Raw genomic sequence first — 12,984 nt, 5'->3', positions numbered from 1 at the left:
TGAGCTATTTCATAAGGTGATACATAATCTAACTGAAACTCGTGTTTCGCACCACTCTACGGACGGGTTCCTTCATATTGGTGTGACTCTGTTACAGTGCCCCCAAAAAATTCGCCTCGTTTACGTTTGAATTCCTGAACGTCTGGGTCATCTTCGATCCCTGAAATGGCGTCCGCGTAAACGTCACCGCTGTGTGCGTCTTGGGCTTGTTGGCCCTGCCCGAGGTGTGGCGAAGTGGTTACGGTTGTCCAGTTGTGTTGGTTTGGGTTCTTCCGCCCGTCGAGTTGGGGAACGAGGTCGTGGTCGTGTTCGATCGACAACACTTCCACACTGTCGGGAACCCGGTAGTCGGAAACGGGCGACCCCACGGTCACAACCGTGGTGACGTTGTATTTTGCAGTGAAGTCTGGGTCATCTGCCAGTGACATGGCGACGATTCCGCCTTGGGAGTACCCCACCATCATGACCTCGGTTGAACTGTCTACTCCGGCATCTTCAAGTGCCTGCCGAACAACCTTTCGCATAGCTGAGTCCTTGCCCGCTATAGTTTCCAGGTTCGTTTGCATGTCAGTGCCATTCCCACTTCCAACTGACCAGTCCGTTGTCGCGGGCACGTACACAACCACACGTTCAACGCCGTCAGCTCCGCGGACCTTGTCGACTCGGACCTGGCCATTGTCTTTTCCCGAATGTACGGAACGTTGACGCGCGTACAGTTCGCTCAAGTTAGTGGGGTGCGTCTGTAGCTCACGTGACTCCCCCACTTTGGTCACAGTGACGCTCGAATCAAATACCCCCACCGTGTATCCCGTGTTCACCATCATTGTGGTGACCTGTTCTGAGGAGTGAGGTGTGCGAAACAGGTTTTGGATATTGGGTGGAAGTCCCACGAACCCTCCGACAAAACCGGGGATCACGTACTCGATGACCGGCCGGCTCACTTCAGGGTGCGTAAATGCCTTCTGAGTGAGGTTGTCAATGCCACGTTGCGCAATATCACGAGCGTTTTTTGCAAGTGTTCGCGTCAAAACGAAGTCTGGTCCATCATGCCCCAACACCCTGCGAACCAGGTTCGTTTGAAGGTCCACCGCAAGCACGGGAAGGTACGTCGCTATCACCGCTGGTGTTAACAGAAAGAGAGCTCCTCGCGCTACATGCCCCGCGATATTGCCCACGGCAGTGAGAGCATCATCAATAATGCGCTCGCTGATCTGCTGAGCTTGCCGATACGCTCTGACACTGGCCCGTAAGGCCACTGCAGTAGCTTCCAGTCGCGTGGCGCTCGCCCCCACGAACACCGTGAATTCGCCCATGGTCTGACGCACTTCCAGCCAGGTGGGAACAGACGCAATGACACTGACTCCCAGTTCAAGGTCACCCTGCGCTACTAGCGAGCGCGTCCCTACAAGCGCTAACTCACGCGCCAAACGCTCCAGCTCGTCCGCTTTCTTCTCCATGTCGTCGAGGTGGGCGCTGACACCTCGTGCCCCGCCGCTCATCACGTGCTCGCATTATTCACGGTGTCGATGTACATCCCCACATTGCGCATGTGAGCGCGCACCGCGGTTTCAACTGAATGTTGCAGACTTGGAGCCTGACCGGTCACCGCTAACGGGGCATCAGACCAAGGAATCTTCTGCCCGGCTCGTTCCAGAACCGCCAGCCCAGGACGGATCAGACCCGTGATGTTCATATGTCCCTGAGGCAGGACGTTTTCAGAGCACAGGACGGGAAAGTACGCAGGCTGAATCACGTAGCCCACCACCATGTGACGTTTCTCCACACATTCGGGACAGTCATCACCGGCGTACTGCATGAGCGCCACACATGTCGGACCGGCCATATACGCGCAGCACCTGATGTCATGTTCACCTGTGAACCGCACATGAGCGACGATTTCGGCTACGTTCATGACACCCAAGAACGCGTGAACCACGTATTGATGGAACTCGCGCGGACCGTCACTTTTAGGGTCCTGGGGTCGCATCGACTCCGGCCAACAGCGCGTCAACTCATCTGAAAAGTCATCCAAAACATCTGTGTTGATTCCTACGATCATCTGCCCAGCACCACCTTCGACACCGCTTCAACGGCTTGCCCGTGAACCGCAAGCGCGTGACTCACTCTTTCTGCTAAACTCGCGGCCGTGTGAAAGTCTGTTGCCCGGGCTTCCACGTCACGTTTAAACGCGTCAGCTGAAATCGAGTGCCACGCGACGCCTTGAAGATTGCTGGTCTGATGACCGTGTGTGCGCAAGGTGTCTGCGATGTGCATCCATTCCTTGATCGCAATTTCAAATGAAGTATCCATGCAAAACAGAATCCGCTTCCACGCTCAGGAGCACCACCACACAATCACCGCCTGTGGAAAGCACCCGCCCATCCACAGACTGAGGGCCATCCGGACGCTCGCCCAGGAACGACCTCGGCGGAACAAAACCCCACCTCAACCCACCACCCTGGACACTCCCCCGCGCACTCCACAGGCACCTGCCAGTCCAACACCGCACAGTCCACACGTCTCTGGCTACTCAAGAGCCATGAAACAATGGCGGTATGACTCGTGTGACTCTTGCTGACCTTGACCCCGCAATTGCTCTGGGCCCACTCGACGGCCGTTACCGTGGCGACGCCGCCCCACTCGTTGACTACCTTTCGGAAGCAGCCCTGAACCGCAACCGGATTCACGTGGAAGTGGAATGGTTCATCCACCTGCTCGAATCCAATGTGTTCCAAGGTGTTCGCGAACTCCATGACGACGAAAAGCGCCAGTTGCGTGGGCTCGTCGAAACGTTCGACCACTCAACTATTTCGCAACTTGCAGCGTTTGAAGCCGTCACTGTGCACGACGTCAAAGCCGTCGAATACCTCATCAAGGAGGCACTGTCACACATTGGTGCAGACGATCTGAGCGAACTGGTCCACTTCTGCTGCACATCAGAAGACATCAACAACTTGTCCTACGCTGTGGGCCTCAAAGGTGCTATCGAAGACGTGTGGTTGCCACGCGCACGCGCGCTCATCGACGCCCTAGCTCAGATGGCTGAAGACCTGGCTGACACCCCTATGCTCAGCCACACCCACGGACAGCCTGCAACCCCATCCACCATGGGTAAAGAGTTCGCGGTGTTCGTGCACCGCTTGGCTCGTCAGTACCGTCGTATCGAAAACACTGAATACCTGGGCAAGATCAACGGCGCTACCGGAACCTATGCAGCTCATACGGTTGCAGCCCCAGGTGTTGACTGGCCACACGTTGCGCAGACGTTCGTGGAGAAACTGGGCCTGACGTTCAACCCGTTGACCACGCAGATCGAATCCCACGACTTCCAGGCGGAACTGTACGCTGACCTGGCACGTTTCAACCGCATCGCGCACAACCTGGCCACCGACATGTGGACGTACATTGCGATGAACTACTTCATCCAGATCCCGGTTGAAGGCGCCACTGGATCGTCCACGATGCCACACAAAGTCAACCCCATTCGGTTTGAAAACGCGGAAGCGAACCTGGAACTCAGTTGCGCGCTACTGGACTCGTTGGGCTCCACACTGGTCACCAGCCGCTTGCAGCGCGACCTCACCGACTCCACCACACAACGCAACATCGGTGTAGCGTTCGGCCACTCGGTGCTGGCGCTGAACAACTTGGTCAAGGGCTTGGGTCGCCTCGCGATCAACACTGACGCTCTCAACGCCGACCTCGACTCCAACTGGGAGGTCTTGGCTGAACCCATCCAGTCAGTCATGCGCGCGGCGTACCTCCTGGGCGTTCCAGGCATGGACAACCCGTACGAAAAGCTCAAGGAGCTCACGCGCGGTCACCGTGTTACGCCGGAACAAATACGCGAGTTCATCGCAGGTCTTGGTCTTCCGGCTCACTTCGAAAAAGCGTTGACACAGTTGACACCTGCAACGTACACGGGTGTGGCTGCTGATTTGGCCCGCACCGAGGTGGCCGCTTGGCGCGCATGACCGTCACCTTCCAGCCTGGCTAGCTTCCAGGCTGGGCGGGGCGAGCCACAGTGCTCGCCGGGGTAGAGCGCGCCCCGCCACGAGGTGCGGGTTACTCTGCGCCGTCCGGCAGGGTGTATTCCAGAACCGGCCGACCGGCAGAACCATAACGTGGCTGACGTTTCAGAATTTCAGAGTTGGCCATCGCTTCTAAGTACCTGCGAGCGGTGACTCGGGATACCCCCAGAAGGTCTCCCGCTTCGGCCGCCGAAAGAGCCTGCCCTCCTTTCAAAGCGGCAAGAACAGCGTGCTGAATATCGGCTGGAACTTTTTTGGCCAGACGGACCTTGGGTTCGGATGAAAACGTTGACATGAGAGCGTCGATCTCTTGTTGCGACGCCTTTTCTGGGCAGTCTTCGAGTGAGCGTCGGTATTCGACATAGGCTTCCAGCTTCGTTCGGAACACCGGGAAGGTAAACGGCTTGACGATGTACTGGAAAACGCCCAAGCTTTTCGCGTTGTGTACCACGTTGAATTCGCGGGAAGCGGTCACTGCAATCGCGTCTACATTGACGCGGTGTGTCCGAAATGCTCGAAGTAACTGAATCCCGTGTCCGTCGCCTAAGTTCATATCCAACAAAACCAGGTCAATCGCTTTTGGATCGATCGCAGGAACCTGGCCCAACATGACCGCCAAGGCTTGGCTAGCGTTCTTGGCGATACCCACGACATAGAAGTCGTCCAGACGACTCACGTAGTTCGCGTGTGCACGTCCAGCGACCTCTTCATCTTCGACGACAAGCACGCCAAACTTCTGTTCACTACTACGCCACATTGATTCCTACACTTTGCACGACCAGGTGTTCCTGCTTCGAACTATATCCAACGCTCGATACACGAGAGACGTGTTCGTGTGCCAGGCACGACACATCGGGTTGTCACTCAGTTACATGCGTTTCACCGAGCAATCCCACGGAGTTTTGAGCTCCGCGTAGATCCCGGACATAATAGTTATGTATGGAGAAAAGTTGGACCCCCGCGGTACCTATTTATTCGCTTCCTCCTGCGGTTCTATTGCCTCATCTAGTTTGGGCCGTACTCAGCATGTTCGGCATGGGTGCCGGAGCTTTAGTAGGCGGACTGTTTCTAGGATTTATCGTTAAGTCCGGTTCATGGATCGCCTTTGGCGTTGCCGTCTTCGGCGCAGTGGGTGGACTTGGCACTCTATGGTTTGGATTGCGCCACCGAATGAAGTGGACCCTTTCTGAATTAGGGTTCAGAACCAGCTCACGTTCCTTGTGGCACTTACTCTGGTGGGCACCGCTTACACTCCTCCTAAGTGCTACCGCCTCTGCCGTTGTCGGCTCACTATTCGAGGTAGCACCTGGAGAAAGAAGTCTCGACGAAAGCATGCACCTGGGCATTGTCCCACAAATTGCAGTAGTCTTCTGCTCCGGAATAGCCCTACCGTTTCTAGAAGAAATCTTCTTCCGACGGGCTCTACTTGATTGGCTCCAGCGCTTCACACCTGTGTGGGTAGCAGGGTTGATCTCAGTATTAGTTTTCTCTTTGGCTCACGTCGCTCCGCCTTTGATGACCTACACCCTATTTTTAGGGACTTCACTCACACTCGCCCGATTCTGGTTTAAAACGATGAAAGCACCATTTCTCATTCACGCTTTCAACAACCTCGTCGTTTCCATAATGGCCCTAGTAGCGATATAGAAGAACAGAGGCAATACACCTGCAGTTACAGAAGACATCACCTCAAACCACCCCATCAACCGGTCACATCTGGTGCGCCGGGCAACCACACGGAGAACTCAGCGCCGCGTAGCTCACCCTGGTCTGCTTCGTCTCCGAGCCCGCCGTCTACGTCAATTGCGCCACCTAACCGCTTGACGGCCTGCACCACAATGTCGAGTCCCACTCCACGCGATCCGTCGGTTTTGACCCCCTGCCCTGTGTCGTGCTCGACGCCGTCGTGTTTGGTTGACCATCCGCGTTCAAAAATGTTGTCCACGGTGTCGTCGGGGATTCCGGGTCCGTCGTCGCGCACGGTGATGGTGTATCCCGAGGCGGTAGACCCTGACATGGTGAGTTCCACCTTCTTGCGGTCGGCTGGAATGTCCGGGCGGTTCACCGCGTCGAAAGCGTTGTCGAGCAAGTTACCTAGCACTGTCACTAGGTCGCGTTCATCACCAGGGATCGTGCTTCCTAAACTCGACGCGTCAACGTGCAGTTCGATGTTGTCTTCTTTAGCTTGAGCAAGCTTGGTGTACACAAGCGCTGCGATCACCGGCTGATTGAACCCGCCCAGCAGATCTTCCGGTGCGGTAGACGTGTGGGCGACAGACTGGGTAGCAAACTCAAGTGCTTCTTCTGGGTTTCCTGTCTCAATAAGCGAAGCAATGATGTGCATCCTGTTGGCGAATTCGTGCGTCTGCGAGCGCAAAGAATCCGAGAAAGACCGAATGGACACCAGCTCACCAGTGAGTTTTCGCAGTTCAGTGTGGTCACGCACCGTGACCACCCACGTGTCGACATTGGGTTCATCGTGCATATATTCACGTGCGGGCTGCTGATTGACAAGTAGCACGCGAGACGCGGTGTAGTGGATTTCATCGCGCACTAACCTGCCGGATTCAATGAGGTTGCGGAGCGTTTCGGGCACGGGTATTTGGTCGAACTGAATAGACGAATCTGTTACCGGTAGCCCTAAGAGTTCACGAGCAGTGTCGTTATACAGAACGATCCCCTCGTTTCTGTCAACCAACAGCAAACCGTCGTTCACGGCCTCCAAAACTGATCTGTAATACGCGATCAGATGTGCCAGTTCTTTTGTTCCGTAGTCCCCAGTGACACGTTTAAGTCCTCGCGATGTCAGCCAAATCGCAGCTGTTCCCAGCACAAAAGTAAATGCCCCACTTGCAATCAATAGGTTGCCAACAGGCTGGAAACTTGCCCGAACCGTTGACCTGTCAATCCCAGCGACAATCACGGCACGCTGATAACCCGGTGGAGTGGGTTTGACTCCCACCAGTGTGTAGAGAGTTCCACCGTGTTCATCGGGCAGATAAACGGTGACGGTGTCTCCATTAGCAACCTGTTGTATGACACTGAGGGAAAAATCCGGCACCTCGTCCAAGTTGCCACCAGTGTGCACCTGAGTTCCCGCTCGGTCAGCATCGTGATCGCCCACCGCGCCTTGCGGGTCGCTGACACCGGGCTTGCCCTTTTTCAGTTCACTGAGCGGAACGGACACCAAGAGGTCAAGCTCGTTGAGCCGTTTGAGTTCCGACAGAGTTCTCGAAAGCTGGGAATGTCCCATACTGTGCAGATCAACGGTAGTAGCGACGGCCACGGCGGTGGAAACCACGCGTTCTTCTTCGTCCTGCGAATGCCGGTCCGAAAAGAAGATGTACAAGACCGTAGAGATCACGATCACGATTCCCAAAAGCAAAACGGACGACGCCACCAGGATTCGCCCGGCAACGCCCATGGGCATCCACCCTGCTTTTGAAGTGGTGCTCACGTGTTCCCCTGCATGGTTCGTTCGAGCACCCGCGACATGGGAACCACAGATACAAGGGACATAAGAACCACCAGAATCGAGCTCATCGCCATCGCTTGACCCGCGAGCATGGGGTCGAGCTTTCCGAACATCGCGAATGGGATCATGACCAGGTTATAGCTAAATGCCCAGAACAGGTTGACTTTGATGAGTGCAACGCCCATGCGGGCTAAGCGGATCGCGGCGGGAATGGCGGCGGGGTCTGAACGGGTGAGGGTGACGTCCGAGGCGGCAATCGCTGCGTCTGTCCCCTCGCCCATGGCTACCCCCAGGTTGGCCTGGGCCAACGCGGCTGCGTCGTTGACTCCGTCGCCCACCATGGCCACGTGCTCACCGGACTTTTGTAGCTGATCAATGTGGTCGAGCTTGTGCTCAGGCCGAACGTCCGCGATCACCGTGTCAATACCCAGTTCGTTGGCAACGGCGTTGGCGGGTCCAGGGGCGTCGCCGGTGAGCATCACAGTTTTCAGTCCCAACTTGTGCAGGCTGGCAATCGCGTGGGCTGAACTGTCTTTGATGGTGTCAGCCACGTCGACAACACCCGCGTAATTCCCGTCGATAGCAACTGCCACTCGCGTGGTGTCGCTTGGCAGAATCTGCGCGCCAGTTTCTTCGCTCACAAGTTGCGGGCGAGCCACCAAAACGGAGTGCCCGTCCACCGTGGCGCGCACTCCCCCACCCGGGATACTGGTGAAGTCGGTGACGTCGAGTTCTTCCGTGCTGGCTTCGGCCAGCGCACGCGCAATGGGGTGTTCGCTGTTGCGTTCAGCGTTCGCGGCAAGGGTGAGCTCACGCTCGCCGAGGTCGTGGCTGACGACCTGCATGTGTCCCCGTGTGAGCGTGCCGGTTTTGTCGAGCACAACGGTGGTCACTTTGCGTGCGTGCTCCATAACCTCTGGCCCAGAGACCACAATTCCGTTTTCAGATCCCAGCTGAGAAACGGTCACGACAGCAATGGGGGTTGCCAGTCCCAGAGCACACGGGCACGCAACGACCAGGACGGCGATCATGGCGTAGAGGCCACCGGTCCAGTCTCCCTTGACGCCCCACACCATGAGCGTGAGGAGCGCAATGACGATGACGACGGGGACGAAAATTCCGGAGATTTTGTCGGCCAACCGTTGCATGGCTGGTTTGCTGGTTTGAGCGCGGGATACCAGCTTAGCAATGTGGGCAAAGGCAGTGTCCTCCCCCACGCGTGTTGCCCGCACAACCATGGATCCAGTGGTGTTGATCGTCGCGCCTGTGACAGTGGACCCCGGACCTACGTCGACCGGAGTGGGCTCACCTGTCAGAGCGGATTCGTCGACTGCGGATTCGCCACTGATCACTTCACCGTCGGTGGCAATCGTTTCGCCTGGCCGCACGCGGAACTCGTCACCCACGCTGAGCTTTTCGACCGGGACTTTCCATTCGCGTCCGTCACGAATGACGTTCGCAGAGCTCGCTCCCAGTTCAAGTAGCTCTTTGAGTGCGCGCGTGGCGCGGTTCTTTGCTCCTTCTTCGATCAGGCGTCCCAGCGTGATGAACACGATGATGGCGACAGCCGATTCAAACCACACGTATTCGTGGGGTGAAATCGCAAAACCCTGTGTGCTCACTGCCCGGATAAGCCGGTAGAACGAATATCCGCAGGCTGCCCATACACCCAAGGTGATGAGCGTATCCATGGTCCCTAAACCACCTCGGGCGGCTTTATACGCAGCCACATAGTATGGCCAACCGCCCCACGTAATGATGGGCAGGGCGAGCGCAAGAACCACCCACTGCCAGCCAGGGAAGTGGACGAACATCGAAATGACGACCACGGGGATACCCAGAATGAAACCCACCAGCAACCGGGGCCTGAACCCTCGGGGGTCAGGGTTGTCCGGGACTGGATCGACTGGGTTGTGAACCGTGGCCGAATATCCGGCTTTTTCGACAGTCGCGAGGAGCAGGTCGTTGGGAACGTCTGGACCGACTTCCACCAAAGCGGAGTTCAGAGGCAGGTTGACGGTAGCCTGAACCCCGTCGAGTTTGTTGAGTTTCTTTTCGATTCGATTGGCACACGACGAACACGTCATTCCTGTGATGTCGAGTTCAACGTCGCGTGTACGCGTGCCAGACATTTAGACGACCTCGTATCCGGCCTCGTCGATTGCCGCTACAACGTCCTGGTGACTGATGGGTTCCGTCGACTGCACGGTCACGGTCGACGGGGTGCCCAGCTCAACCTCGACCTGCGTGACGCCACTGATGTCACCGACTTCTTGTTTCACCGCACGTACGCAGTGCTCGCAGGTCATTCCGGAAACTGAAAAAGTACTGATTGGCATATCGCTTACTCCTTTTCACTTGTGTGCTTCACATGTGTGCCACGAACAGGTGCTGGAGCGCGGGTCGCTAGTGCAGCACGGGGCCGTCTTGCGTGTCACTCTCATGGTGCTGCTTGGCGACCACCGCATTGAGACCCATAGCGATCAGCGTGACCACAACGAAAGTTCCGGCGGAAAAGCCCACGGCGAGCAACAGTGCCTGAGACGATTTCCACGCGCCCATCGAAACGATCGTCACGATCAAAACAACCCAAGCGCAAATCACTCCAAAAATCACTGCATGTTTGTACGGAGCTGCGACCGGACGCTTGTGCGCGGAAGTCATACCTTCACCATTTTCTCTTCACATGTTTCGTCACTACACTGAGAACATGGTATCGACGCCGTATATTCCCGCGCACTTCAAGGCGTCTTTCCGCTCTTCTTATCGAACTCTCGTCACCGTTCTATGCGCACTTTTCTGCACCCTGGGACTTGCTGGTTCACTCACGGCGTGCGGACCCGATACCAGCCTGCGTGTCGAAGAAGAACACGTCGACAACGCACCAGAAGCCCCTCCCACCTCGGAAGCGGGACCCCGCGACCAACCCTTCAGCGCCACCCAAATCCGCGACGAACTCCTACAAAACCCGTCGGTGAGCAATGTCAAGGGCTTTGATGAGATTCACGACATTGTGCTGGCGTGTGAATCATGTATGGAAATGGACCCGGCTCTGGTTGTTCTTGGCGACAAGTTTCAAATGGCCAAGATCAACACGCCGGCTGACCGTAAGTCGTTTGCCACTGTGGTGATTGGTGAACGCGAAGGGCAACCCAATATCGAGCTCATCTTGGTGGGCAACGAACTCACCGTGACACCCGGGCGAGGTGGCACGCTGGTTGCGCAAGAGTCCGTGTTTAAACCCAATGACGAACCGTGTTGTCCGTCTGGATGGGCCGTGCGCGTGTTCCGCTACCACGACGGAAAGTTTGAAGCGGGCCAACGTATCAGCCGACTTGATTAAAACTTGACGCCAACTCAACTAGACTCGGCTGGACTAGTATTAGTTAAAGCTTGTGAAAGGGGGCGCGCGTGCACATTGTTCTTGTCGAAGACGACGAGGTGATTCGTGAGACCACGCAACTCGCTCTCGAACGCTTTGGGTACACCGTCACCGGATTTGAAGATGGCCGCGACGGATACGAATTTATTGCGTCGCAGGGCGCCGACGTTGTCTTGCTGGATCTGATGTTGCCCACCATGAACGGCGCGTCCATCACTCGTGCTATCCGGGAACGTTCCAATGTGCCCATCATTGTCATCTCTGCGCGCTCAGAGCCCATCGACATTGTTCAGGCGCTGGAAGCCGGCGCCGACGACTACCTGACCAAACCGTTCGACATGCAGGTGCTCAACGCTCGCATTCGCACGGTGGTGCGACGCTTCATTACTGCGGAAAGCGCGCAGATGGGTTTTTCTCCTCAGTCGGAGGAGCCGGAAGAAGAGAGCTCCGTGTCACTGGACACGCAGGGTATCCCGGAAGTCTTGGGACCCACGCCGGGGCACACCAACCCCACGCCGCGCCAGCAGTCGTCTACGGAAATCCGGGTCGAGAACCGGTTGGGCACCTTGGTTTTGGACACCGCTCGTTGCATGGTCTACGTCAACGGTGAAGAAATCCACTTAACACCCACCGAACTGCGGATCCTCATGTTGCTGACCGAAGAAGTGGGGCACGTGTCTTCGCGCGAAAAGATCGCCTACACCGTGTGGGGCTACGAATGGGGTGGCGACTCCCGCGTGGTGGACGTTCACATTCAGCGACTCCGCAAGAAGATCGGTGCCGCCATGATCGAAACCGTGCGCGGTTTCGGCTACAGGTTCTGCGCGTAACCCATGCGACTTCGCCCTGCCTCACTCAGGTTCAAAATCCTGATCGTGATTGTCACGAGTGTGGTCATCGCGGTGCTCACGTGCGGTCTTATTGTGCGCCAAGCCGCCGCCCGCGCCGAAGACAACCGCATGCGCGACAACATTTCCAGCCAGTTGCGCGAAGCCTCATCGATCTACTCTGAAACCGGTGTTCTCACGCTCAACGCAGCAGTCGATGACCCGGCGTTGCCTGAGCCGGCTAAGGAAGCTGCTCTCAATGGGCAGTCCGTGACCATGCGGTCTGAAATTGATAACACCGAGGTCGTGTGGGCTGCCGCGCCCATCATGGTGGGTTCGCACACGGCGGTCATTTCGGTGCGAACAACGACGGCGGAGTCGCGTGAGTTGGTTGGCGATATTGACCGTGCGATTCTGATTTCCATGCTGGTCTCGGCCGTGGTGATTGGCGGAATTGGGTTTGTTGTTGCAGGTCAGATTAGCCGCCGATTGACCTTGGGGGCACAGGCCGCACGCCGGATCGCTTCAGGTGACACCACGGTGCGCATCTCTGATGTGGTTGAGCACGGCGATGATGAGGTGACCGCGTTTGCGGAAGCTGTTGATACCGCGGTCGAACGCCTTGCTGAACGACTCGATTCGGAACAGCGGTTTACGGCGGACTTGGCGCACGAAATGCGCACGCCTTTGACTGGTCTGGTGAATGCGGCGAATCTTTTGGAGGAGGATTCTCGTCCGGCTGAGTTGGTGCGTGAGCGGACTGAGCGTCTGCAGACCCTCGTTGAGGATCTTCTGGAGGTGTCGCGCCTGGACGCCGGGAGCACCACGCCGGATTTCGAGACGGTCAACATCAACCACATGCTCAAGTCGTTGCTCCTGAATCTGCGGTCGTCTGGGCTCATTGTGGATCACGAGATCCAGGAAGTGTATGCAGATCCGTCCCCGCAGATCACTACAGATCCGCGTCGCTTTGAACGCATCGTGTCTAATCTAATCGCCAATTCGATCAAGCACGGGGCCGACCCCATCCGGATCGAAACCACGCCACACTCAGTGATTGTGACCGACAGCGGCCCGGGCTATCCGGCGGACATCATCGCCAAGGGGCCCACCCGTTTTGTGTCCTCCGGCGGTGGAGGTATGGGCTTGGGCCTGGTGATTGCGCAGGGCCAGGCGAAGCTGTTGGGTATGCGCATGGAGTTCCGGAACGCTCCTGAAGGTGGCGCCCAGGCCGAGGTGGTTTTCCCCGAGTAGGGTCCGCGCTAGTTG

General features: G+C 57.0%; 13 protein-coding genes. 5 read left to right on the top strand and 8 right to left on the bottom strand.

Features of this window, described 5'->3' with window-relative positions; translation table 11 throughout:
- Nucleotides 1–56 precede the first annotated feature (56 nt).
- From HMPREF0183_RS02950 to HMPREF0183_RS02940, 3 genes are read right to left on the bottom strand one after another with little or no spacing between them, the layout of a single operon-like run.
- Nucleotides 57–1,499: a hypothetical protein gene (locus tag HMPREF0183_RS02950; protein WP_005882683.1), complete on the bottom strand. Its 1,443-nt coding sequence runs from the start codon at nucleotides 1,497–1,499 to the stop codon at nucleotides 57–59.
- The gene (locus tag HMPREF0183_RS02945; RefSeq protein WP_005882681.1) at nucleotides 1,499–2,059 is read right to left on the bottom strand and encodes a hypothetical protein; all 561 of its coding nucleotides are present in this window, start codon (nucleotides 2,057–2,059) and stop codon (nucleotides 1,499–1,501) included. Before HMPREF0183_RS02945 ends, HMPREF0183_RS02950 begins: the two co-directional genes overlap by 1 nt.
- Nucleotides 2,056–2,310 carry a hypothetical protein gene (locus HMPREF0183_RS02940; protein WP_005882679.1) on the bottom strand — a complete coding sequence of 85 codons (255 nt, stop codon included), beginning with the start codon at nucleotides 2,308–2,310 and terminating at the stop codon, nucleotides 2,056–2,058. Before HMPREF0183_RS02940 ends, HMPREF0183_RS02945 begins: the two co-directional genes overlap by 4 nt.
- A 245-nt stretch (nucleotides 2,311–2,555) precedes the next feature.
- On the opposite strand from HMPREF0183_RS02940, the gene purB reads away from it, so the two are divergent.
- Entirely contained in the window at nucleotides 2,556–3,974 is a 1,419-nt protein-coding gene (purB, locus tag HMPREF0183_RS02935; RefSeq protein WP_005882677.1) for an adenylosuccinate lyase, read from the top strand.
- 91 nt (nucleotides 3,975–4,065) lie between these two features.
- Here purB and HMPREF0183_RS02930 read toward each other — a convergent pair whose 3' ends face one another.
- On the bottom strand, nucleotides 4,066–4,788 hold the full coding sequence (locus HMPREF0183_RS02930) for a response regulator (protein ID WP_005882675.1): 723 nt from the start codon (nucleotides 4,786–4,788) through the stop codon (nucleotides 4,066–4,068).
- 182 nt (nucleotides 4,789–4,970) lie between these two features.
- Here HMPREF0183_RS02930 and HMPREF0183_RS13475 point away from each other — a divergent pair, with 182 nt between their 5' ends.
- Nucleotides 4,971–5,678 (top strand): CPBP family intramembrane glutamic endopeptidase, encoded by a 708-nt coding sequence (locus HMPREF0183_RS13475; protein WP_050775328.1) that lies wholly within the window; start codon nucleotides 4,971–4,973, stop codon nucleotides 5,676–5,678.
- Between the two features lie 55 nt (nucleotides 5,679–5,733).
- On the opposite strand, the gene HMPREF0183_RS02920 is transcribed toward HMPREF0183_RS13475, so the two are convergent.
- From HMPREF0183_RS02920 to HMPREF0183_RS02905, 4 genes are all read right to left on the bottom strand, one after another.
- Nucleotides 5,734–7,488, bottom strand: a complete 1,755-nt coding sequence (locus tag HMPREF0183_RS02920; protein WP_083801426.1) for a sensor histidine kinase — start codon at nucleotides 7,486–7,488, stop codon at nucleotides 5,734–5,736.
- Nucleotides 7,485–9,638, bottom strand: a complete 2,154-nt coding sequence (locus tag HMPREF0183_RS02915; RefSeq protein WP_005882669.1) for a heavy metal translocating P-type ATPase — start codon at nucleotides 9,636–9,638, stop codon at nucleotides 7,485–7,487. Before HMPREF0183_RS02915 ends, HMPREF0183_RS02920 begins: the two co-directional genes overlap by 4 nt.
- Nucleotides 9,639–9,845 (bottom strand): heavy-metal-associated domain-containing protein, encoded by a 207-nt coding sequence (locus tag HMPREF0183_RS02910; protein ID WP_005882667.1) that lies wholly within the window; start codon nucleotides 9,843–9,845, stop codon nucleotides 9,639–9,641.
- 67 nt (nucleotides 9,846–9,912) lie between these two features.
- The gene (locus tag HMPREF0183_RS02905; RefSeq protein ID WP_005882666.1) at nucleotides 9,913–10,170 is read right to left on the bottom strand and encodes a hypothetical protein; all 258 of its coding nucleotides are present in this window, start codon (nucleotides 10,168–10,170) and stop codon (nucleotides 9,913–9,915) included.
- Nucleotides 10,171–10,216: 46 nt separating this feature from the next.
- Between HMPREF0183_RS02905 and HMPREF0183_RS02900 the strand changes: the two genes are divergently transcribed.
- From HMPREF0183_RS02900 to HMPREF0183_RS02890, 3 genes are all read left to right on the top strand, one after another.
- Nucleotides 10,217–10,849 (top strand): hypothetical protein, encoded by a 633-nt coding sequence (locus HMPREF0183_RS02900; RefSeq protein ID WP_050775326.1) that lies wholly within the window; start codon nucleotides 10,217–10,219, stop codon nucleotides 10,847–10,849.
- Between the two features lie 68 nt (nucleotides 10,850–10,917).
- A complete protein-coding gene (locus tag HMPREF0183_RS02895; RefSeq protein ID WP_005882662.1) occupies nucleotides 10,918–11,718 on the top strand; it encodes a response regulator transcription factor in 801 nt (266 codons plus the stop codon).
- Between the two features lie 45 nt (nucleotides 11,719–11,763).
- Nucleotides 11,764–12,969: a sensor histidine kinase gene (locus tag HMPREF0183_RS02890; RefSeq protein WP_245527089.1), complete on the top strand. Its 1,206-nt coding sequence runs from the start codon at nucleotides 11,764–11,766 to the stop codon at nucleotides 12,967–12,969.
- Nucleotides 12,970–12,984 lie beyond the last annotated feature (15 nt).

It is taken from the genome of Brevibacterium mcbrellneri ATCC 49030 (assembly GCF_000178455.1).
GTDB lineage: Bacteria > Actinomycetota > Actinomycetes > Actinomycetales > Brevibacteriaceae > Brevibacterium > Brevibacterium mcbrellneri.
The sequence above is the reverse complement of the archived record's forward strand: the minus strand, read 5'-3'. Positions and strand labels throughout refer to the sequence as shown.

Coding starts and splice junctions, on each gene's coding strand:
- HMPREF0183_RS02940 (WP_005882679.1), bottom strand. CDS start 2,310: ATGGATACTTCATTTGAAATTGCGATCAAGGAATGGATGCACATCGCA.
- HMPREF0183_RS02915 (WP_005882669.1), bottom strand. CDS start 9,638: ATGTCTGGCACGCGTACACGCGACGTTGAACTCGACATCACAGGAATG.
- HMPREF0183_RS02950 (WP_005882683.1), bottom strand. CDS start 1,499: ATGAGCGGCGGGGCACGAGGTGTCAGCGCCCACCTCGACGACATGGAG.
- HMPREF0183_RS02900 (WP_050775326.1), top strand. CDS start 10,217: ATGGTATCGACGCCGTATATTCCCGCGCACTTCAAGGCGTCTTTCCGC.
- purB (WP_005882677.1), top strand. CDS start 2,556: ATGACTCGTGTGACTCTTGCTGACCTTGACCCCGCAATTGCTCTGGGC.
- HMPREF0183_RS13475 (WP_050775328.1), top strand. CDS start 4,971: ATGGAGAAAAGTTGGACCCCCGCGGTACCTATTTATTCGCTTCCTCCT.
- HMPREF0183_RS02945 (WP_005882681.1), bottom strand. CDS start 2,059: ATGATCGTAGGAATCAACACAGATGTTTTGGATGACTTTTCAGATGAG.
- HMPREF0183_RS02930 (WP_005882675.1), bottom strand. CDS start 4,788: ATGTGGCGTAGTAGTGAACAGAAGTTTGGCGTGCTTGTCGTCGAAGAT.
- HMPREF0183_RS02905 (WP_005882666.1), bottom strand. CDS start 10,170: ATGACTTCCGCGCACAAGCGTCCGGTCGCAGCTCCGTACAAACATGCA.
- HMPREF0183_RS02910 (WP_005882667.1), bottom strand. CDS start 9,845: ATGCCAATCAGTACTTTTTCAGTTTCCGGAATGACCTGCGAGCACTGC.